18 protein-coding genes are annotated in these 19,283 nt (G+C 53.9%); 13 read left to right on the top strand and 5 right to left on the bottom strand.

Annotated elements, in window-relative coordinates:
* Positions 1 to 5: 5 nt before the first annotated feature.
* Together cobO and FOV68_RS02315 are read right to left on the bottom strand one after the other, a co-directional pair.
* Complete coding sequence (cobO, locus tag FOV68_RS02320) at positions 6 to 596, bottom strand: cob(I)yrinic acid a,c-diamide adenosyltransferase (protein WP_031591595.1); 591 nt, start codon at positions 594 to 596, stop codon at positions 6 to 8.
* Positions 596 to 1,357, bottom strand: a complete 762-nt coding sequence (locus FOV68_RS02315; protein ID WP_143990257.1) for a YciK family oxidoreductase — start codon at positions 1,355 to 1,357, stop codon at positions 596 to 598. Before FOV68_RS02315 ends, cobO begins: the two co-directional genes overlap by 1 nt.
* Positions 1,358 to 1,530: 173 nt before the next feature.
* Between FOV68_RS02315 and sohB the strand changes: the two genes are divergently transcribed.
* The gene (sohB, locus tag FOV68_RS02310; protein WP_143990256.1) at positions 1,531 to 2,577 is read left to right on the top strand and encodes a protease SohB; all 1,047 of its coding nucleotides are present in this window, start codon (positions 1,531 to 1,533) and stop codon (positions 2,575 to 2,577) included.
* Between the two features lie 32 nt (positions 2,578 to 2,609).
* Here sohB and FOV68_RS02305 read toward each other — a convergent pair whose 3' ends face one another.
* On the bottom strand, positions 2,610 to 2,858 hold the full coding sequence (locus FOV68_RS02305) for a YciN family protein (RefSeq protein ID WP_031591591.1): 249 nt from the start codon (positions 2,856 to 2,858) through the stop codon (positions 2,610 to 2,612).
* A gap of 371 nt (positions 2,859 to 3,229) precedes the next feature.
* Between FOV68_RS02305 and topA the strand changes: the two genes are divergently transcribed.
* The 4 genes from topA (at position 3,230) to acnA (ending at position 10,947) form a co-directional block, all read left to right on the top strand.
* Positions 3,230 to 5,854 carry a type I DNA topoisomerase gene (gene topA, locus FOV68_RS02300; protein ID WP_031591590.1) on the top strand — a complete coding sequence of 875 codons (2,625 nt, stop codon included), beginning with the start codon at positions 3,230 to 3,232 and terminating at the stop codon, positions 5,852 to 5,854.
* A gap of 184 nt (positions 5,855 to 6,038) precedes the next feature.
* Positions 6,039 to 7,013, top strand: a complete 975-nt coding sequence (cysB, locus tag FOV68_RS02295; RefSeq protein WP_003853865.1) for an HTH-type transcriptional regulator CysB — start codon at positions 6,039 to 6,041, stop codon at positions 7,011 to 7,013.
* Between the two features lie 496 nt (positions 7,014 to 7,509).
* On the top strand, positions 7,510 to 7,668 hold the full coding sequence (locus tag FOV68_RS02290) for a YmiA family putative membrane protein (protein WP_071778593.1): 159 nt from the start codon (positions 7,510 to 7,512) through the stop codon (positions 7,666 to 7,668).
* A 597-nt stretch (positions 7,669 to 8,265) separates the two neighbouring features.
* A complete protein-coding gene (acnA, locus tag FOV68_RS02280; RefSeq protein ID WP_069026343.1) occupies positions 8,266 to 10,947 on the top strand; it encodes an aconitate hydratase AcnA in 2,682 nt (893 codons plus the stop codon).
* 341 nt (positions 10,948 to 11,288) lie between these two features.
* On the opposite strand, the gene ribA is transcribed toward acnA, so the two are convergent.
* Positions 11,289 to 11,882 carry a GTP cyclohydrolase II gene (gene ribA, locus FOV68_RS02275; protein ID WP_010244482.1) on the bottom strand — a complete coding sequence of 198 codons (594 nt, stop codon included), beginning with the start codon at positions 11,880 to 11,882 and terminating at the stop codon, positions 11,289 to 11,291.
* Positions 11,883 to 12,109: 227 nt separating this feature from the next.
* Here ribA and pgpB point away from each other — a divergent pair, with 227 nt between their 5' ends.
* The 5 genes from pgpB (at position 12,110) to yciH (ending at position 15,728) form a co-directional block, all read left to right on the top strand.
* On the top strand, positions 12,110 to 12,868 hold the full coding sequence (gene pgpB / locus FOV68_RS02270; RefSeq protein ID WP_064704260.1) for a phosphatidylglycerophosphatase B: 759 nt from the start codon (positions 12,110 to 12,112) through the stop codon (positions 12,866 to 12,868).
* Positions 12,869 to 13,002: 134 nt separating this feature from the next.
* Positions 13,003 to 13,311: a LapA family protein gene (locus tag FOV68_RS02265; protein WP_010244487.1), complete on the top strand. Its 309-nt coding sequence runs from the start codon at positions 13,003 to 13,005 to the stop codon at positions 13,309 to 13,311.
* Positions 13,312 to 13,317: 6 nt separating this feature from the next.
* The gene (lapB, locus tag FOV68_RS02260; protein WP_031591586.1) at positions 13,318 to 14,487 is read left to right on the top strand and encodes a lipopolysaccharide assembly protein LapB; all 1,170 of its coding nucleotides are present in this window, start codon (positions 13,318 to 13,320) and stop codon (positions 14,485 to 14,487) included.
* A gap of 198 nt (positions 14,488 to 14,685) precedes the next feature.
* Entirely contained in the window at positions 14,686 to 15,405 is a 720-nt protein-coding gene (gene pyrF / locus FOV68_RS02255) for an orotidine-5'-phosphate decarboxylase (RefSeq protein ID WP_182685780.1), read from the top strand.
* Positions 15,405 to 15,728: a stress response translation initiation inhibitor YciH gene (gene yciH / locus FOV68_RS02250; RefSeq protein WP_010244495.1), complete on the top strand. Its 324-nt coding sequence runs from the start codon at positions 15,405 to 15,407 to the stop codon at positions 15,726 to 15,728. Before pyrF ends, yciH begins: the two co-directional genes overlap by 1 nt.
* 79 nt (positions 15,729 to 15,807) lie before the next feature.
* On the opposite strand, the gene osmB is transcribed toward yciH, so the two are convergent.
* Positions 15,808 to 16,023 (bottom strand): osmotically-inducible lipoprotein OsmB, encoded by a 216-nt coding sequence (osmB, locus tag FOV68_RS02245; protein ID WP_003853848.1) that lies wholly within the window; start codon positions 16,021 to 16,023, stop codon positions 15,808 to 15,810.
* Positions 16,024 to 16,370: 347 nt separating this feature from the next.
* Here osmB and araD point away from each other — a divergent pair, with 347 nt between their 5' ends.
* The 3 genes from araD to FOV68_RS02230 all read left to right on the top strand — a co-directional run bounded on the left by araD (position 16,371) and on the right by FOV68_RS02230 (position 19,282).
* Positions 16,371 to 17,069 (top strand): L-ribulose-5-phosphate 4-epimerase, encoded by a 699-nt coding sequence (araD, locus tag FOV68_RS02240; protein WP_031591582.1) that lies wholly within the window; start codon positions 16,371 to 16,373, stop codon positions 17,067 to 17,069.
* A 218-nt stretch (positions 17,070 to 17,287) separates the two neighbouring features.
* Entirely contained in the window at positions 17,288 to 18,271 is a 984-nt protein-coding gene (kdgT, locus tag FOV68_RS02235) for a 2-keto-3-deoxygluconate transporter (protein ID WP_031591580.1), read from the top strand.
* A 144-nt stretch (positions 18,272 to 18,415) separates the two neighbouring features.
* Positions 18,416 to 19,282: a crotonase/enoyl-CoA hydratase family protein gene (locus FOV68_RS02230; RefSeq protein WP_003853843.1), complete on the top strand. Its 867-nt coding sequence runs from the start codon at positions 18,416 to 18,418 to the stop codon at positions 19,280 to 19,282.
* The last annotated feature ends 1 nt before the right edge of the window (position 19,283 follow it).

The raw sequence follows: 19,283 nt of genomic DNA, 5'->3' as shown, positions 1-19,283 counted from the left end.
TTCTGTTACCAGTCAATTCCCTGTTGAGCCTGTATCCCGGCATCAAAAGCGTGCTTAACCGGCCGCATCTCAGTCACCGTATCCGCCATCTCAGTCAGGCTGCGATGACAGCCACGTCCGGTAATGATGACGCTCTGATGCGCCGGGCGCTGTTGCAGGGCCACTATCAGCTCTTCCAGTGGCAGATAATCCATGCTGACCATATAAGTGATTTCGTCGAGCACCACCAGATCCAGCTGCTCATCGGCCAGCATCCGTTTTGCATGTTGCCATACCGCAAGACAGGCGGCGGTATCCGTTTCGCGGTTCTGCGTATCCCAGGTAAAGCCGGTTGCCATCACCTGAAATTCAACACCGTGCTGTTCCAGCAGGTTGCGCTCGCCATTCGGCCAGTCACCTTTAATAAACTGGATAGCCGCCGCGCGTTTGCCATGACCGGTGGCGCGGAGTGCCGTGCCAAAGGCCGCAGTGGTTTTGCCTTTGCCATTGCCGGTAAAGACCATCAGGATGCCACGAACCTCCGTGGCTGCAGCAATACGCGCGTCAACCTGTTCTTTTAATCGCTGCTGACGCTGTTGATGACGATCGTCAGCCATTATTCAGCGGCTCCCGGTTTTCTGCCTGGCTGGGCATCAAAGCTGATCCCGGTTTTGCGACGGCTGTCATCACCCATCAGATAAAGGTAGAGCGGCATCAAATCGGCAGGGGTTTTCAGCTTATTGGCATCTTCCTGCGGGAACGCGCTGGCACGCATTTTGGTTCGCGTCCCCCCTGGATTAATACAGTTCACCCGCAGCGGCTGGTTCTTATACTCATCAGCCAGTACCTGCATCATGCCTTCGGTAGCAAATTTAGAGACGGCGTAAGCCCCCCAGCCCGCGCGACCGGTGCGGCCCACGCTGGAGGTGGTAAACACCAGTGAACCGGCATCCGATTTTAACAGCAGCGGCAACAGCGCCTGCGTCAGGAAGAAGGTGGCGTCCAGGTTGATGTTCATCACCTGCTGCCAGACCTGTGGGTCAAGTTCAGCCAGCGGCACAATCTCACCGAGGATACCGGCGTTATGCAGCACGCCGTCAAGACGCGGGAACTGCTGTGCCAGCTGTTCTGCCACCTGCTGGCAACGTTCTGGTGTCGCTTCGGCCAGATCGAACACCACAGTGTGAGCAGAGCAGAGATTGAGTTGATTGATCGCCTGTTCGACCTGCTGAAGCTTCTCAGGGTTACGGCCCATCAGGATCACTTCTGCGCCATAGCGGGCATAAGTCAGCGCCGCTTCCCGGCCAATGCCATCTGAAGCGCCAGTGACCAGGATAATGCGATGATTGAGCAGGTCGCTTTTCGGTTGATAATGCACAGCGGGGTCCTCCAGCGAAAACAGCATGATTCCGCTTTATGCCTGAATTTACGAATGGGCGCAATCGCCAACCCACGCATTCTGTGCCAGCTGCTGGCATTTCAGGCGACGAAGCGGGGCAAAACGGCTAAACTGGCGGACTGTTTTTGATTCTCTGTTTACTAAGGCGACCTATGGATTTTATTTCAACGTATGGACTGTTTTTAGCGAAAGTGGTGACACTGGTGGTTGCCGTCGCTGTGATTGTCATGATTGTGATGAATGCCGCGTTACGCAAACGGGCACAAAACGGTCAGCTTCGGCTGACTCATCTGGATGATGATTATCAACAGATGAAAGAGGATTTGCAGCTGGCAAAAATGAAGCCTCAGGCACAAAAAGTCTGGCTGAAAAATCATAAGAAAAGTGAAAAACTGAAAGCCAAAGCGGAAAAGCAGGCGGCGAAGCAGGGGCAGGCAGACAGTGCGAAGCCCACGCTCTATGTGCTCGATTTCAAAGGCAGCATGGACGCCCATGAGGTGACCTCACTGCGCGAAGAGATTTCAGCCGTGCTGGCCGTGAAGCAGCCTGGCGATGAAGTGCTGCTGCGTCTTGAAAGCCCGGGCGGCGTGGTTCATGGCTATGGCCTGGCAGCCTCGCAGTTGCAGCGTCTGCGCGATCAGGGTCTGCGCATCACGGCGGCCGTGGATAAAGTGGCTGCCAGCGGCGGTTACATGATGGCCTGCGTGGCCGATCGCATTGTGGCGGCACCTTTCTCGATTATTGGCTCCATCGGCGTGGTTGCGCAGATCCCCAATTTCAACCGCCTGCTGAAACGGAACGATATTGATATTGAGCTGCATACCGCCGGACAGTACAAGCGCACGCTGACGCTGTTTGGTGAAAACACCGAAGAGGGACGTGAGAAGTTCCAGGAAGATCTCGACGAAACGCACCTGCTGTTCAAGCAGTTTGTCCACCAGATGCGCCCGTCACTCGACATCGATCAGGTGGCAACCGGTGAACACTGGTATGGCCGCCAGGCGCTGGACCTCGGCCTGATTGACGAAATCGGCACCAGCGATGATCTGATCATCTGTCAGATGGACAAGTTCAGCGTGCTCGGCGTGCATTATGCCCGCCGCCGTAAGGTGATGGATCGCTTTACGCAGAGCGCCGGCTCGGTGGCAGAGCGCCTGCTGCTGAAACTCTGGCAGCGCGGCGAGAAGCCTCTGCTCTGATGATGCGAAACCCGGCCTGCGCCGGGTTTTTTTTATTCCAGGTGGTATAGCGGCGACAGCACCACGGCAAGGTGTTTGAACACGTTAAACACCGCCGTGGTTTTAGCCGTCGGCAGTCCATCGGCATCAAGAAAAAACGGTCCGCGAAATACCAGCACATCTCCCTGCTGAATCACCTCATCCGCCTGCATTCCCGCTAAATAATCATCATGTTCTTTGATCAGCGCATTGGCCTTTTCCAGCAACGCCTGGCGGGAAATAGCCTGAGTTGAACTCTGCATTTATTCACTCCTGTTTGACAGCACTCTAATCCTTTCTATATTACTGGCGAGTCACGCGGTGTGACAAATCGGTGTAATCGATGAAAACCTGGCGTAAGTCCGGGCTGAGTGCTAATTAAGTTGCGTAACAGATTTTATCAGGTAGAGTGTGGGCGATTCCGATTTCAGGGATTTTGCACCAGGATGTGCGATGAGTTCAGATAGAAAAAGCACTCTTTATCATGCAGTTGCATAACGCCACATCATCTGATCTGAGATTGACCCCTCCGCCTTGAAATGTTAAACAGGCGCAGCAATATTGAACCCATTGGGTTTTTGGGCATCCAATCCTCTCCCGTTAAGCAGGATGTTTTCATTAGGTAAAGGTAAATATGGGTAAAGCACTCGTTATTGTTGAGTCCCCGGCAAAGGCTAAAACAATCAATAAATACCTGGGTAGTGATTACGTGGTTAAATCCAGCGTTGGTCATATCCGGGATCTGCCGACCAGTGGTTCAACCGCGAAGAAAAGTGCTGACGCCTCGACAGATAAAAAAGTCAAAGACGCTTCGACTGACAAGAAAGTCAAAAAAGTTAAAAAAGATGAGAAGGCCGCACTCGTCAGCCGCATGGGTGTTGACCCCTACCACGGCTGGGAAGCGGACTATCAGATTCTGCCCGGCAAAGAGAAAGTGGTTGCCGAACTGAAGGCGTTAGCCGCCAATGCTGACCACATCTATCTCGCAACTGACCTTGACCGCGAAGGGGAAGCCATCGCCTGGCACCTGCGGGAAGTGATTGGTGGTGATGACTCGCGCTTCAGTCGCGTCGTGTTTAACGAAATAACCAAGAATGCGATTCGTCAGGCGTTTGAAAAGCCGGGCGAACTGAATATTGATCGGGTGAATGCTCAGCAGGCGCGTCGCTTTATGGACCGCGTGGTGGGCTACATGGTCTCGCCACTGCTGTGGAAAAAGATCGCCCGTGGTCTCTCTGCCGGACGTGTGCAATCCGTTGCCGTTCGTCTGGTGGTGGAACGTGAACGTGAGATTAAAGCTTTTGTTCCCGAAGAGTACTGGGAAGTTAATGCCGCGCTGACCACGCCGAAAGGCGATGAACTGTCGATGGACGTGACGCACAAAGGCGATAAAGCCTTCCGTCCGGTCAACCGCGAAGAAACGTATGCTGCCGTCGCGCTGCTGGAAAAAGCGCGCTATGAGATCGTGGATCGTGAAGATAAGCCGACCAGCAGCAAGCCGGGCGCGCCTTATATCACCTCGACACTGCAGCAGGCTGCCAGCACCCGTCTCGGCTTTGGCGTTAAGAAGACCATGATGATGGCCCAGCGGCTGTATGAAGCGGGCCACATTACTTATATGCGTACCGATTCGACCAACCTGAGTCAGGATGCGGTCGCCATGGCGCGTGGCTATATCGAAAGCAATTTCGGTAAAAAGTATCTGCCTGAAAACGCCATTACTTACGCCAGCAAAGAGAACTCCCAGGAAGCGCACGAAGCGATTCGTCCTTCTGATGTGGAAGTGGTGGCGGAAAAGCTGAAAGATATGGAAGCGGATGCGCAGAAACTCTATCAGCTGATCTGGCGTCAGTTTGTTGCCTGTCAGATGACACCAGCGAAATATGACTCCAGCACCATTACTGCCGCCGCCGGTGATTTCCGGCTCAAAGCGAAAGGCCGTATTCTGCGTTTCGACGGCTGGACCAAAGTGATGCCTGCGCTGCGTAAGAATGATGAAGATCGTACGCTACCTGCGGTAAGCGTGGGCGATGTTCTGGACCTGCAACAACTGCTGCCCGGTCAGCACTTCACTAAACCACCGGCGCGCTTCAGCGAAGCGTCACTGGTGCGTGAGCTGGAGAAGCGCGGAATTGGTCGTCCATCTACCTACGCCGCCATTACCTCGACGATTCAGGATCGTGGCTACGTACGGGTTGAAAACCGCCGTTTTTATGCGGAAAAAATGGGTGAAATCGTCACCGATCGTCTGGAAGAGAACTTCCGCGAACTGATGAATTATGATTTTACCGCCCGCATGGAAAGCAACCTTGACCAGGTTGCCAATAACCAGGCGCAATGGAAAGCGGTACTCGACCACTTCTTCACCGATTTTACCCAGCAGCTTGAACTGGCTGAGAAAGATCCTGAAGAGGGCGGGATGCAGCCGAACCAGATGGTGCTGACCTCGATTGACTGTCCGACCTGTAGCCGTCCGATGGGGATTCGAACTGCCAGTACCGGCGTCTTCCTGGGCTGTTCCGGCTATGCGCTGCCGCCTAAAGAGCGCTGCAAACAGACCATCAACCTGATCCCGGAAAATGAAGTTCTCAATATTCTGGAAGGGGATGATGCTGAAACCAACGCCCTGCGTGCCCGTCGTCGCTGCCAGAAGTGTGGCACGGCCATGGACAGCTACCTGATCGATAACGAACGTAAGCTGCATGTCTGTGGTAATAACCCGGAGTGTGATGGTTACGAGATTGAGAAGGGCGAATTCCGCATCAAAGGCTATGACGGCCCGGTGGTGGAGTGCGAGAAGTGTGGTTCGGAGATGCACCTGAAGATGGGACGCTTTGGTAAGTACATGGCGTGTACCAATGAAGAGTGCAAAAACACCCGCAAGATCCTGCGCAGTGGTGAAGTTGCACCGCCGAAAGAGGATCCGGTTCCGCTGCCAGAGCTGGCGTGTGAGAAGTCAGATGCTTACTTCGTGTTGCGTGACGGTGCGGCGGGCGTTTTCCTCGCGGCCAACACCTTCCCGAAATCACGCGAGACGCGTGCGCCACTGGTGGAAGAGCTTCAGCGCTTCAAAGATCGTCTGCCTGAGAAGCTGAAATATCTGGCCGACGCGCCAGCAGCCGATCCGGAAGGCAACAAAACGCTGGTGCGGTTCAGCCGCAAGACCAAACAGCAGTATGTCTCCTCAGAAAAAGAGGGCAAGGCAACCGGCTGGTCCGCCTTCTATATAGATGGCAAATGGCAGGAAGCGAAAAAGTAATCCCTGAAGGCCAGCGCTCGCTGGCCTTTTTCTGAGCCTTATATCAATCCGTTCTACTCTCTCACTTAAACTGATATAGTTGTTATAGCATTTCCGACCTTTCCTGATGCATAGCATCTCTTTACCCTCGCGACTATACGTCAACCGGGGATGCGACTCTGTAACTTACCGGGATGGAATAGATATGAAATTACAGCAGTTGCGCTATATCGTTGAAGTGGTCAATCACAATCTCAACGTCTCTTCGACGGCGGAAGGTCTCTACACCTCTCAACCCGGCATCAGTAAACAGGTGCGTATGCTGGAAGATGAACTGGGCGTGCAAATCTTTGCCCGCAGCGGTAAACATCTCACCCAGGTCACGCCTGCAGGGGAAGAGATTATCCGTATAGCGCGTGAAGTTCTCTCCAAAGTGGATGCGATAAAATCGGTAGCCGGTGAACACACCTGGCCTGATAAAGGCTCGCTCTATGTCGCAACCACGCACACCCAGGCTCGCTATGCGCTGCCTGGCGTCATCAAAGGATTTATTGAGCGCTATCCTCGCGTCTCTTTGCACATGCATCAGGGCTCTCCGACCCAGATCGCTGAAGCCGTCTCCAAAGGTAATGCGGATTTTGCCATCGCCACCGAAGCCCTGCATCTCTATGACGATTTAATCATGCTGCCGTGCTACCACTGGAATCGGGCGATTGTCGTGACTGCCGACCATCCGCTGGCCGGAAAAGGTCAGGTCACCATTGAGGAGCTGGCCGAATATCCGCTGGTAACCTACACCTTTGGCTTTACCGGGCGTTCAGAACTGGATACGGCCTTCAATCGTGCAGGATTAACGCCACGCATCGTCTTTACCGCGACCGACGCCGACGTGATCAAAACCTATGTCCGCTTAGGTCTGGGGGTTGGCGTCATCGCCAGCATGGCGGTGGATCCGGTAGCCGATCCTGACCTGATTCGCATTGAAGCCGCCGATATCTTTACCAATAGCACCACTAAGATTGGTTTCCGTCGCAGCACCTTCCTGCGTAGCTATATGTATGATTTTATCCAACGTTTTGCGCCACACCTGACGCGCGATGTGGTAGATACCGCGGTTGCGCTGCGCTCCAATGAAGACATTGAGGCGATGTTTAAAGATATCAAACTGCCGTTTAAATAGAATTTAACCTCCCCGCGTAAACATAAGGCTGCCTGGTGCAGCCTTTTCTGTCTCCAGGCTTTAGCGCCAAATGAGAATCAAAAGTTTTTATGATTTTTTTGTAAATGAAACATTGATCACATGTTTCTCCATCGGTCTTTCTTAAATGCGAATTACAACACATTTTTAACTATGTTACTTTGCGGCTTGCCAGGATTATTCCCATACTCCAGTTAAGAGCTGATGTGGGAAGCCACTAAACATAAGGTTCTTAAGTTGTCTCTATAGTTTTAAGTGGATCTGTTTTTAAATTAACTCAAATTTTTAAGCGGGTCTTTTAATTAAATATTGGTTCCGGGATTAATGATTTCTTACGTTACTTAAGCTCATTGATTAATACCGTTAATCGTTTTACTCAATAAAAATAACTGGATTTTTGGCCTTAACGCGTTTAGGATTCCTCCTAAATCTTAATCGATGTTATCAATCATTTTGTTGAGAGTGATTATCAAAAACTATGAATACACGACTGACTGTACAACCGGGTTTCCCGGCAAAAAGCACCAAGGTTGAGCGTACCGGCAACACTCGTCGCAAAGCCTGGTTAACCGTATTCGCTGCCTCTGCGCTGTTTTGGGTAGTTGTCGCGTTAATGATTTGGCGTATCTGGGGCTAAAGCCATGTGGGCAAATACACTCAGCCATAAACGTTCCCTGACCTCGGGTCAGCACAAGACGGTCTCCTGTAAAGGAAAAGAACCCCTTGCAAAGGACGAAAAAGTGTCTATCCCCGATTCGTGGGATTTGAGTGATAACCAGCGACTTTTTATTGAGTCATTTCTGGACCCTAAAAACAAATAACGTTGTCAGACCATTTAATAGTCACTGTTCTTTAATAGCCGGATTTTCCGCTGGGCGTTTAAATGCCCTTCACCACATCCTGTACGACCAAAGGGTGTCGCCTCTATAAGGTGACCGCAAAAACTTTTACGCCCGATTCCGGCGAAGGAGTGAACCAAATGAATATCATTAAAATGTCCTGGCTCAGCGCGTATGCATTCTCCTTTGCGTTCTGGTCTGCGGCGGTGTGGATAACCCTGTAATTTGAATTAAAACACCTTTTTATGATGCCTCGTGACTTCACGGGGCATTTTCGTTTGCGAGCGATTGTAGCAATTTGTGTTGTAATCAAAACGTTAACGAATTTGTGGTCTATCTTTAACATAAACCTTTGTCTCTCTGAGGTTTAAAGACCATGAATGAAAGGAGGAGCTATGTCGTCTACCCTACGCGAGCAGAGTCAGGAAGTACTGCAGGTCGACACCAAAAAATATCACATCTTCAGTCTTCCCCATGCTGCTCAACACCTTGGCAATATCGATCGCCTGCCAAAATCCCTTAAAGTCCTGCTGGAAAATTTACTGCGCTATCAGGATGGTGACTCTGTTACGACGGAGGACATCCAGGCGCTGGTTGACTGGCAAAAAGATGCCCACGCCGATCGTGAAATTGCCTACCGGCCAGCCCGTGTATTAATGCAGGACTTTACTGGCGTGCCTGCGGTAGTTGACCTTGCTGCGATGCGAGAAGCAGTGAATCGGCTAGGCGGCGATGTGGCGAAAGTTAATCCGCTGTCCCCGGTTGATCTGGTCATCGACCACTCGGTCACGGTTGACCATTTTGGCGATGATGACGCCTTTGAAGAGAACGTCCGGCTGGAGATGGAGCGAAACCATGAGCGCTACGTCTTTCTCCGCTGGGGCCAGAAGGCGTTTGATAAATTCCGCGTGGTGCCGCCGGGCACCGGTATTTGCCATCAGGTGAACCTGGAATATCTCGGCAAGGCGATCTGGCATGAAACCGTGAATGGTGAAGAGTATGCCTGGCCCGATACCCTGGTCGGTACGGACTCTCACACTACCATGATCAACGCGCTTGGCGTGCTGGGATGGGGAGTAGGGGGAATCGAAGCCGAAGCCGCCATGCTCGGTCAGCCTGTCTCAATGCTTATCCCGGATGTGGTGGGTTTCAAACTCACCGGCAAACTGCGGGCGGGCATTACGGCAACCGACCTCGTGTTGACTGTTACCCAGATGCTGCGTAAGCACGGCGTTGTCGGTAAATTCGTTGAATTTTACGGTGATGGCCTGGCCGATCTGCCGCTGGCAGACCGCGCGACCATCGCCAACATGGCACCGGAATATGGCGCCACCTGCGGATTCTTCCCGGTTGATGACGTCACGCTGAGCTACATGACCCTGACCGGACGTGATGCCGAACAGGTAGCATTAGTGGAAGCCTATGCCAAAGCGCAGGGGCTGTGGCGCAATCCTGGCGATGAGCCGCGTTTTACCAGCACTCTGGCGCTGGATATGAACGAGGTGGAATCGAGTCTCGCAGGACCAAAACGTCCGCAGGATCGGGTGTCACTGGGCGATGTGCCCGCCGCGTTTGATGCCAGCAACGAGCTGGAAGTGAATCAGGCGCAGAAACCCCATAAAAACGTTGAGTATACCGACAGTGATACCGGGCTGACGCATAAGCTGACCGATGGGGCGGTGGTGATCAGTGCGATTACCTCCTGTACTAACACCTCCAATCCCAGCGTCTTAATGGCGGCCGGTTTACTGGCGAAGAAAGCGGTCGAGCGGGGTCTGAAACGTCAGCCCTGGGTCAAAGCCTCACTGGCACCCGGTTCTAAAGTTGTCTCAGACTACCTGGCCGTCGCGCAACTGACCTCCTATCTCGACGAGCTGGGCTTTAATCTGGTTGGTTATGGCTGCACCACCTGTATCGGTAACTCCGGCCCGCTGAAAGATGAGATCGAGTCTGCAATTAAAGCAGGCGACCTTACAGTAGGTGCTGTGCTGTCCGGCAACCGCAACTTTGAAGGCCGTATTCATCCGCTGATTAAAACCAACTGGCTGGCGTCGCCGCCGCTGGTGGTGGCCTACGCGCTGGCGGGTAACATGAAGATCAACCTGCAGACCGAGCCGCTGGGCCACGATCGTCAGGGCCAGCCGGTCTACCTGAAAGATATCTGGCCTTCGCCGGAAGAGATCGCTACGGCCGTGCAGCAGGTCACCAGCGACATGTTCCATAAAGAGTACGCTGAAGTCTTCGACGGTACGCCAGAGTGGCAGGAGATTAAGGTCAGTGAAGCGGCGACTTACGACTGGGATGAGGGATCGACTTATATTCGTCTGTCGCCTTTCTTTGACGATATGGAGAAAGAGCCTAAGCCGGTGCAGGATATTCGCGGTGCGCGGGTGCTGGCCATGCTGGGCGACTCGGTCACCACTGACCATATTTCACCGGCGGGCAGCATCAAAGCGGAAAGTCCGGCTGGCCGGTATCTGCTGTCACACGGCGTGGAGCGTACAGACTTTAACTCCTATGGTTCGCGTCGCGGTAACCATGAAGTGATGATGCGCGGTACGTTCGCCAACATCCGTATCCGCAATGAAATGGTGCCCGGCGTGGAGGGTGGTTATACCCGACATTACCCAAGTGGCGAACAGCTGGCCATCTATGATGCGGCAATGAAATATCAGGCGGAAGGCGTGCCGCTGGCGGTCATCGCTGGTCTTGAGTATGGCTCTGGTTCAAGCCGCGACTGGGCGGCGAAAGGACCACGTCTGCAGGGGGTCAGGGTAGTGATTGCGGAATCTTTTGAGCGTATTCACCGCTCAAACCTGATTGGGATGGGCATCCTGCCACTGGAGTTTCCGCAGGGCGTGACTCGCAAAAGCCTTGGGCTGACCGGTGAGGAGCGCATTGACGTGGAAAATCTTCAGGCACTGACGCCAGGCTGCAGCGTTAAAGTGACGCTGACCCGAGCTGACGGCAGTAAGGAAGAGCTGGACACCCGCTGTCGCATCGATACCGGTAATGAGCTGACCTATTACCGCAATGACGGCATCCTGCACTACGTTATCCGCAATATGCTGGACTGAAAAAAAAGCCGGGGAGACCCGGCTTTTTTATGTAGCTTACAAAGTCTGTAATAAGAAGCTGTGAGACCGTGGCTGCACAGGAACACGGTCAGAGCGGAAAGACGCAAAAGCCGTCATCCATGACATGCCCGGCCCGTGCAATTACGCACCTCATCCCGGAGGGGCGCCCGTACCGGGCCAACGCTTTGCGTTGTTCAAAAACGCTCCCGGCGTTTTTATCCGGGCGGCGGGACGCTTTCCTCTTCTGACTGTGCATCCTGCGCGTTGAGCTAATCCGTTGCTTCAGGATTCTCTCAGATTTGGCTTCTTCAGGGGGCAGATGCCAGTGAGTCCCAGCTTAATTATGACTTCGGCAGCAGATGCCCCATCTTTTCCGCTTTCGTATCCAGATAGTGCGCATTCTTCGGATTACGTCCCACGACCAGCGGCACGCGTTCAACAATGTTGATCCCGGCTTCACTGAGGATCTCCACTTTACGCGGGTTATTGGTCAGCAGTCGCACTTCATTAACGCCCAGCAGTTTGAACATATCGGCGCACAGCGTGAAGTCGCGCTCATCGGCGGCAAAGCCCAGCTGATGGTTCGCTTCTACCGTGTCATACCCTTTGTCCTGCAACGCATAGGCACGGATTTTGTTCAGCAGACCGATGTTACGGCCTTCCTGTCGGTGATAGAGCAGTGCGCCGCGACCCTCTTCTGCGATGGCATTGAGGGCGGCTTCCAGCTGAAAACCACAGTCGCAACGCAGGCTGAAGAGTGCATCGCCGGTCAGGCATTCAGAGTGAACGCGCGCCAGTACCGGCTCATTATCATTAATATCGCCAAAAACCAGTGCAACGTGGTCATGTCCGGTTGCCAGTTCTTCAAAACCAACCATCAGGAAATCTCCCCATGGCGTGGGCAGTTTGGCTTCTGCCACCCGTTTAAGCTGCATGTGACTCTCCAGAACCTTCAGAGGATGCACTATCATCATGATAGTGCACAGGCCAGTGTGGCCCGACAAACGTGCAATATTGTGCCACAACCCGCAAGCGGGCTGGTAATCTCTGATACCAATTGCAGTGATAAAGCACAATTATCCAATCGGCAACGGTTATGTTATTCTTTTTTAAGCTAAAGTTATGCAATTGTTGTCTTTTGACGCCGGGATAAGGGAAGAGGATGTTTAAGATTTCACGTCGTACCACCTTTGGAATGCTGCTGCTGCTGATTATGCCGGTTGCGGTCTGGCTGAGCGGCTGGCGCTGGCAACCAGATGAAAGCAATGCGCTGCTGAAAGGTCTCTTCTGGATGACCGAGACCGTCACCAACCCCTGGGGCATTGTTACCAGCGTCGTGCTGAGTGCCTGGATGCTCTGGTGCCTGCGCTTTCGGCTGAAGCCAGCCATCCTGCTGCTGCTGATCATGAACGCCACCATTCTGGCCGGGCAATACACTAAATCCTATATCAAAGAGCAGATTCAGGAGCCGCGTCCCTATGTGATCTGGCTGGAACAGCATCACGGGCTGGATGAAAAGACCTTCTACGAGCTGAAGCGCAAACAGCGTGGCGAGATGGTAACCTCACTGATTGCCGATGAGACGCAGATCCCGGGCTGGCTGAAACGGCACTGGGCGTTTGAAACCGGTTTCGCTTTCCCGTCGGGACATACTATGTTTGCCGCCAGCTGGGCGCTGCTGGCATTGGGTCTGCTCTGGCCGCGTCGGCACTATAAAACCGTGGTAGTGATCTTTCTGTGGGCCGCCGGCGTGATGGCGAGTCGTCTGCTGCTGGGTATGCACTGGCCACGGGATCTGGCGATGGCAACCATACTCTCCTGGCTACTGGTCACCATTGCCACCTGGCTGGCGCAGCGATTCTGTGGCCCGCTGACGCTGCCGCCGGAAGAGCAAAAAGAGATGGCGCAGCGGGAGCCCTGATTGTAATTCACCCGTAAGACCCCATATTATTAGACGGGTCTGCGTAAAAGCGACCCGCCCGATGCTGCTGGGAGCAGCATTTTTGCTGGAGTTTTGGCATAATTCTACCCGACAACCTCACAACAGGATGCACTGTGAAATATTTGCTGATTTTTTTAGTGGTACTGGTCATTTTCATTATTTCCGTCACCCTGGGTGCGCATAACGATCAGGTCATTACTTTTAACTATCTGCTGGCGCAGGGTGAGTTCAGCATCTCGACCTTACTGGCATCCCTGTTTGGCGCAGGTTTCGTGCTTGGCTGGATTATCTGCGGTTTGTTCTGGTTACGGACCCGCGTCTCCCTGGCGAATGCCAACCGGAAAATTAAGCGTATGCAGACCCAAATCGAGCAGAGTACCGCCCTGGCGACTACGCCATCTTCTCCGGCTGGCCGGGAATAATCCCTGATGCATGAATTGCTGTTTCTGTTACTGCCGGTGGCGGCAGCGTACGGCTGGTATATGGGCCGTCGCAGCGCGCATCAGGATAAGCAACAGGAAGCCAACCGACTGTCACGTGAATATGTCGCTGGCGTAAACTTCCTGCTCTCCAATCAGCAGGACAAAGCGGTCGACCTCTTCCTTGATATGCTGAAAGAGGACAGCGGCACGGTTGAAGCGCACCTGACGCTGGGCAATCTGTTCCGTTCGCGCGGGGAAGTCGACCGCGCTATCCGCATCCATCAGGCTTTAATGGAAAGCGCTTCCCTGAGCTATGAGCAGCGACTGCTCGCCGTACAGCAACTGGGCCGCGACTATATGGCGGCGGGCTTATATGACCGCGCGGAAGATATGTTTAAGCAGCTCACCGATGAAACTGACTTTCGGGTGGGTGCGCTGCAGCAACTGCTGCTGATCCACCAGGCAACCAGCGACTGGCAGCAGGCGATTGAGGTCGCAGAGCGGCTGGTTAAGCTTGGCAAAGAGAAGCAGAAAGGCGAAATAGCCCACTTCTACTGCGAGCTGGCTCTGCAGGCGATGAGCAGCGACGATCTCGATCGTGCCATGAACCTGCTGAAGAAAGGGGAGTCGGCCGATCGCAACAGCGCACGTATCTCGATCATGATGGGCCGTATCCTGATGGAAAAAGGGGATTACGCCAAAGCGGTGGGCCATCTGCAGCGGGTGCTGGATCAGGATAAAGAGCTGGTGAGTGAAACGCTGGGAATGCTGGAGACCTGTTTCCAGCAGCTCAATCAGCCAGACGCCTGGTCAGAGTTTCTTCATCGCTGTGTTGAAGAGAACACCGGCGCGGCTGCGGAGCTCTATCTGTCTGACATCCTTGAGCAGCAACAGGGACCCGAAGCGGCCCAGAATTACATCAGCCGTCAGCTGCAGCGTCATCCTACCATGCGTGTGTTCCACCGCCTGATGGATTTGAATCTGCATGAGGCGGAAGATGGCCGCGCGAAAGAGAGCCTGATGGTGTTGCGCGACATGGTTGGCGAACAAATCCGCACCAAGCCGCGCTATCGCTGCCAGAAGTGCGGCTTTACCGCCCACGCACTCTACTGGCATTGCCCATCCTGCCGCACCTGGTCTTCGGTTAAGCCTATCCGCGGCCTCGACGGCCAGTAAACCAGCCGTTACTGCCGCACTGTTAATAGTCCATTGTAGTTACAACATACTATAGGTTAAGTTAGCTTACAGCCCTCAGCAACAGAGCATAATTTGCCAGGCAGGAGGGCAATGGCGATTGTGATGGTCAGACACCGCAGGTAGAATGCTTGCCGTTTGTCTAATGCGCCTGCGGGCGCCTGTTGCAGAGGAAATGCCATGCCTTCACCCCATAACGTGACCGCTTCGCCGATTCTGGTAGCGCTGGATTATCATGACCTCGACAGCGCACTGCGTTTTGTCGACCAGATCGATCCCCGCAGTTGCCGCCTTAAAGTGGGCAAAGAGATGTTTACGCTATTTGGCCCCTCGCTGGTTAACACTCTGCAGCAGCGCGGCTTTGAAATCTTTCTCGATCTTAAATTCCACGATATTCCCAACACCACCGCTCATGCCGTGGCGGCCGCTGCCGATCTCGGGGTCTGGATGGTCAACGTCCATGCCAGTGGCGGGGCACGGATGATGAACGCGGCGCGTGAGGCGCTGCTTCCCTTTGGTAAGGATGCGCCTCTGCTTATTGCGGTGACTGTACTGACCAGTATGGATTCAGAGGATCTCAAAGGGCTGGGCATTACGCTTTCGCCTGCCGAACAGGCAGAGCGACTGGCGAAGCTGACCCTGTCGTGCGGGCTGGATGGTGTGGTCTGTTCCGCCCATGAGGCTGTCCGCTTCAAACAGGTTTTAGGTCAGGACTTTGCACTGGTTACGCCGGGGATTCGCCCGGCAGGCAGTGATGCAGGCGATCAGCGTCGCATCATGACACCTGAGCAGGCGAAGCAGGCGGGCGTGGATTATATGGTTATCGGGCGTCCGATCACCCAATCCGCCGATCCCGCCGCCACTCTGCAGGCGATCCTGCACAGTCTGGAGACACAATAATGGCGAAGGATAATCCACTGGTTTACTCAACCGACAGCGGGCGCATTACCCAGCCGGAGCCGGCGAAGGAGCGGCCAAAAGGGGATGGTATTGTGCGCATCCAGCGTCAGACCAGTGGTCGCAAGGGAAAAGGCGTCTGCCTGATTACCGGTATCGACCTGGACGACGCGGCATTGACGCTGCTGGCGGCCGAACTCAAAAAAAAGTGCGGCTGCGGGGGTTCGGTGAAAGAGGGTGTTATCGAGATTCAGGGGGATAAGCGCGATTTACTGAAAAGCCTGCTGGAAGCCAAAGGCATGAAGGTCAAACTGGCGGGCGGCTGAATAAAAAAATCGGGCTACCGAAGTAGCCCGATTGTCGTGTAGATGCTTAGCGTAGCCGATTATTCTTTTAATAAGGTCTTTAGTGGACCTGATGACCGATAATACCACCGACAGCGGCGCCACCGACTGTGCCGAGTGCGCTACCATTGGTCAATACTGAACCCCCAATCGCACCCGCGCCCGCGCCAATAGCGGTGTTGCGGTCACGTTTAGACCAGTTAGAACAGCCGCTCAGTGCAACAGCTAACGTGGTCGCCAGTACAACGGCAGTGATTCGTTTCATTGTTGTTGTCATACACTTCTCCTTTGATGTGCTCACAGAGGCAACACTCTTAGTATAGCTCCGATATTTCCTCAGCCCGCTTGTGTCGCATCATTGCCGCATCCGTGTCGGCATGGAAATGTGATCACCATGGACAAACCGTTTGTAGCGGGAGAGTCGCAATGTAAACCCGACAGGGCCACGCATTGCCTGAGAGGATTCTAAGCGTTCTGGTTAAATTCCGAAGATAGAAAATTCTGAAATCACGACACATTTTTGCATTCACAGCCATTCCTTCTGCGTTTATAGCCATTTGCTCCATAACTCTTTCGCGTCCGACTCCGCAAAATTCAGGGACGATTGTCAGCAGGAGAAAATAGATGCTGGAACACCTGAAACAACAGGTTCTGGAAGCGAATCTGGATCTACCCAAATACAACCTGGTGACCTTCACCTGGGGCAATGTCAGCGCTGTTGATCGCGAACAGGGTTTGCTGGTGATTAAACCTTCCGGCGTGCGCTATGAAGTGATGACGCGCGACGACATGGTCGTGGTCGATCTGGCGAGTGGCGACGTGGTGGAAGGGGATAAACGCCCCTCATCGGACACCGCGACGCACCGCGCGCTTTATCTCGCCTGGCCGGAGGTGGGTGGCATTGTCCATACCCATTCGCGGCATGCGACCATATGGGCACAGGCGGGACGACCGATTCCTGCCTGGGGAACCACCCACGCCGATGACTTCTATGGTGAGATCCCCTGTACCCGGTCGATGCGCAATGAAGAGATTCAGCACGACTACGAGTGGAACACCGGTGAGGTGATTATCGAGACTTTTGCGCAACGCGGGTTGTCTCCTTCGGCGATCCCGGCGGTACTTGTCAACTCTCATGGCCCGTTTGCCTGGGGAAAAGACGCCCATGCAGCGGTACACAGCGCGGTTGTGCTGGAGGAGGTGGCATATATGGGCCTGTTCAGTCAGCAACTGACCGCTAATCTGCCGCCGATTAACCAGACGCTGCTTGATTTGCACTACCTGCGAAAGCATGGCGAGAACGCCTGGTATGGGCAAAAATAGCAAGCGGGACGCCACGGCGTCCCGTTTTTTTCAGTCTCATCTGAGACTGGTATGGCGATCTCCATCATAGTTATCAAAACAACCGATTATTAAAAATAAAACAGCGTTTCATTTTATCGAAGCGATCACTGTTTTGGTTACCTCAAGTCACTACTTTGCTTGCATCGCCTTCGGGCACTTCCTGCTCCACTCTCTGGCATAGCAAAGGTGACATCCATATGCATATCAAACGTGCAATAGACAAAATTCCGGGCGGTATGATGCTCATTCCGCTCTTTATCGGCGCACTCTGTCATACGTTTTCTCCGGGCGCCGGGAAATATTTCGGTTCTTTCACCAATGGCCTGATGACCGGCACGGTGCCCATTCTGGCCGTCTGGTTTTTCTGTATGGGCGCGTCGATTAAACTCAGCGCCACCGGGACGGTACTGCGAAAATCGGGCACGCTGGTGCTTACCAAGATTGCCGTCGCCTGGGTTGTGGCTGCCATCGCCTCACGGGTGATGCCGGAGAATGGCGTAGAAGTCGGGATGTTTGCCGGGTTGTCGACGCTGGCGCTGGTGGCTGCCATGGATATGACCAATGGCGGCCTTTATGCCTCGATCATGCAGCAATATGGTTCCAAAGAGGAGGCAGGTGCGTTTGTGCTGATGTCTCTGGAGTCCGGGCCATTAATGACCATGGTTATCCTGGGCACTGCCGGCATCGCCTCATTCGAGCCGCACGTGTTTGTGGGGGCGGTCCTGCCGTTTATTGTGGGATTTGCATTAGGGAATCTTGATCCGGAGCTGCGTGACTTCTTCGGAAAAGCGGTCCATACGCTGATTCCTTTCTTTGCCTTTGCTCTGGGTAACACCATTAACCTGGGGGTCATTGCGGAAACCGGGCTGCTGGGCATCATGCTGGGCGTGTCGGTGATCATCATTACCGGTATCCCACTCATTCTGACCGATAGGCTGATTGGTGGCGGAGATGGCACGGCTGGCGTGGCTGCATCCAGTACGGCAGGTGCAGCGGTGGCGACACCGGTGCTGATTGCCGAAATGCTGCCGCAGTTTAAACCGATTGCCCCTGCTGCCACGGCGCTGGTGGCGACTTCCGTTATTGTGACCTCCGTGCTGGTGCCAATCATCACGGCCATCTATTCAAAACGTGTTAAGCGTCTTCATGTTGCCGTGGAGCAGCGTGCCGCTATTAAGTAACCCGCCTAATCAATCCCCGACGCGCGAGTCGGGGATCACTCTGGATTTTGTGTTGTAAATCAATCTCTCATTTGGTCTGGCCTCACTCTGCATTACGCTGATGTGGCGTATTTAACGCATCAAATATAAACAGAGGATGAGACAATGACAGTTATTAACCAAGCAACGTGCAGATTATTTACCGAAGTCGGCAACACCACGCAGTTAGTCGCCTATTACGAAGAAGGGCGTCGTACTATGTGGATGATGTTGCGTGCACAACCCCGTCCGAGCTTCAACCATGAACTGATTGAGGAGATCATGAATCTGAGCTACGCCGCTCAGCGTTCCGGTCTGCCGATCGACTTCTGGGTTACCGGCTCTCTGGTGCCACAGATGTTCAACGCCGGTGGCGATCTGCGCTTCTTCGTCGAGTGCATTCGCAACAACCGCCGCGAGGCGCTGCGGGCCTATGCCCGTGCCTGCGTTGACTGCATCCATTCGGCAGCACGGGGATTTGATACCGGCGCGGTGACGCTGGCGATGATTGAGGGCAGTGCGTTAGGCGGCGGATTCGAAGCGGCGCTGGCGCATCACTTCATTCTGGCGCAGAACAACGCGCGGATGGGCTTTCCGGAAATTGCGTTTAACCTCTTTCCCGGCATGGGCGGCTACTCACTGGTCGCGCGTCGCTCCGGCATGAAACTGGCAGAGGAGTTAATTTGTGAAGGGGAGTCCCACAGCGCTGAGTGGTATGAAACGCGCGGACTGGTGGATAAAGTCTTCCAGCCTGGCGACAGTTACCGCGCCACCCGCACCTTTATCGATACGTTACGTCCTAAACTCAACGGCGTGCGGGCTATGCTGAAAGCGCGTCAGCGCGTGCTGCAATTGTCACGCGCTGAGCTGATGGATATTACCGAAGATTGGGTCGATTACGCCTTTACCATCGAACCTAAAGACATTGCTTACATGGAACGCCTGGTTCAGCTACAAAACCGCCACAGCGCATCACTGCGTAAAGCGGGTTAAT

The organism is Pantoea sp. paga (assembly GCF_007558755.1).
GTDB classification, from domain to species: domain Bacteria; phylum Pseudomonadota; class Gammaproteobacteria; order Enterobacterales; family Enterobacteriaceae; genus Pantoea; species Pantoea agglomerans.
This window is presented reverse-complemented; position numbering and strand designations above follow the sequence as displayed.

Excerpts from the sequence above, each read along its gene's own strand:
- cobO (WP_031591595.1), bottom strand. The coding sequence starts at position 596 with ATGGCTGACGATCGTCATCAACAGCGTCAGCAGCGATTAAAAGAACAG.
- sohB (WP_143990256.1), top strand. The coding sequence starts at position 1,531 with ATGGATTTTATTTCAACGTATGGACTGTTTTTAGCGAAAGTGGTGACA.
- FOV68_RS02305 (WP_031591591.1), bottom strand. The coding sequence starts at position 2,858 with ATGCAGAGTTCAACTCAGGCTATTTCCCGCCAGGCGTTGCTGGAAAAG.
- topA (WP_031591590.1), top strand. The coding sequence starts at position 3,230 with ATGGGTAAAGCACTCGTTATTGTTGAGTCCCCGGCAAAGGCTAAAACA.
- cysB (WP_003853865.1), top strand. The coding sequence starts at position 6,039 with ATGAAATTACAGCAGTTGCGCTATATCGTTGAAGTGGTCAATCACAAT.
- FOV68_RS02290 (WP_071778593.1), top strand. The coding sequence starts at position 7,510 with ATGAATACACGACTGACTGTACAACCGGGTTTCCCGGCAAAAAGCACC.
- acnA (WP_069026343.1), top strand. The coding sequence starts at position 8,266 with ATGTCGTCTACCCTACGCGAGCAGAGTCAGGAAGTACTGCAGGTCGAC.
- ribA (WP_010244482.1), bottom strand. The coding sequence starts at position 11,882 with ATGCAGCTTAAACGGGTGGCAGAAGCCAAACTGCCCACGCCATGGGGA.
- pgpB (WP_064704260.1), top strand. The coding sequence starts at position 12,110 with ATGTTTAAGATTTCACGTCGTACCACCTTTGGAATGCTGCTGCTGCTG.
- lapB (WP_031591586.1), top strand. The coding sequence starts at position 13,318 with ATGCATGAATTGCTGTTTCTGTTACTGCCGGTGGCGGCAGCGTACGGC.
- pyrF (WP_182685780.1), top strand. The coding sequence starts at position 14,686 with ATGCCTTCACCCCATAACGTGACCGCTTCGCCGATTCTGGTAGCGCTG.
- yciH (WP_010244495.1), top strand. The coding sequence starts at position 15,405 with ATGGCGAAGGATAATCCACTGGTTTACTCAACCGACAGCGGGCGCATT.
- osmB (WP_003853848.1), bottom strand. The coding sequence starts at position 16,023 with ATGACAACAACAATGAAACGAATCACTGCCGTTGTACTGGCGACCACG.
- araD (WP_031591582.1), top strand. The coding sequence starts at position 16,371 with ATGCTGGAACACCTGAAACAACAGGTTCTGGAAGCGAATCTGGATCTA.
- kdgT (WP_031591580.1), top strand. The coding sequence starts at position 17,288 with ATGCATATCAAACGTGCAATAGACAAAATTCCGGGCGGTATGATGCTC.
- FOV68_RS02230 (WP_003853843.1), top strand. The coding sequence starts at position 18,416 with ATGACAGTTATTAACCAAGCAACGTGCAGATTATTTACCGAAGTCGGC.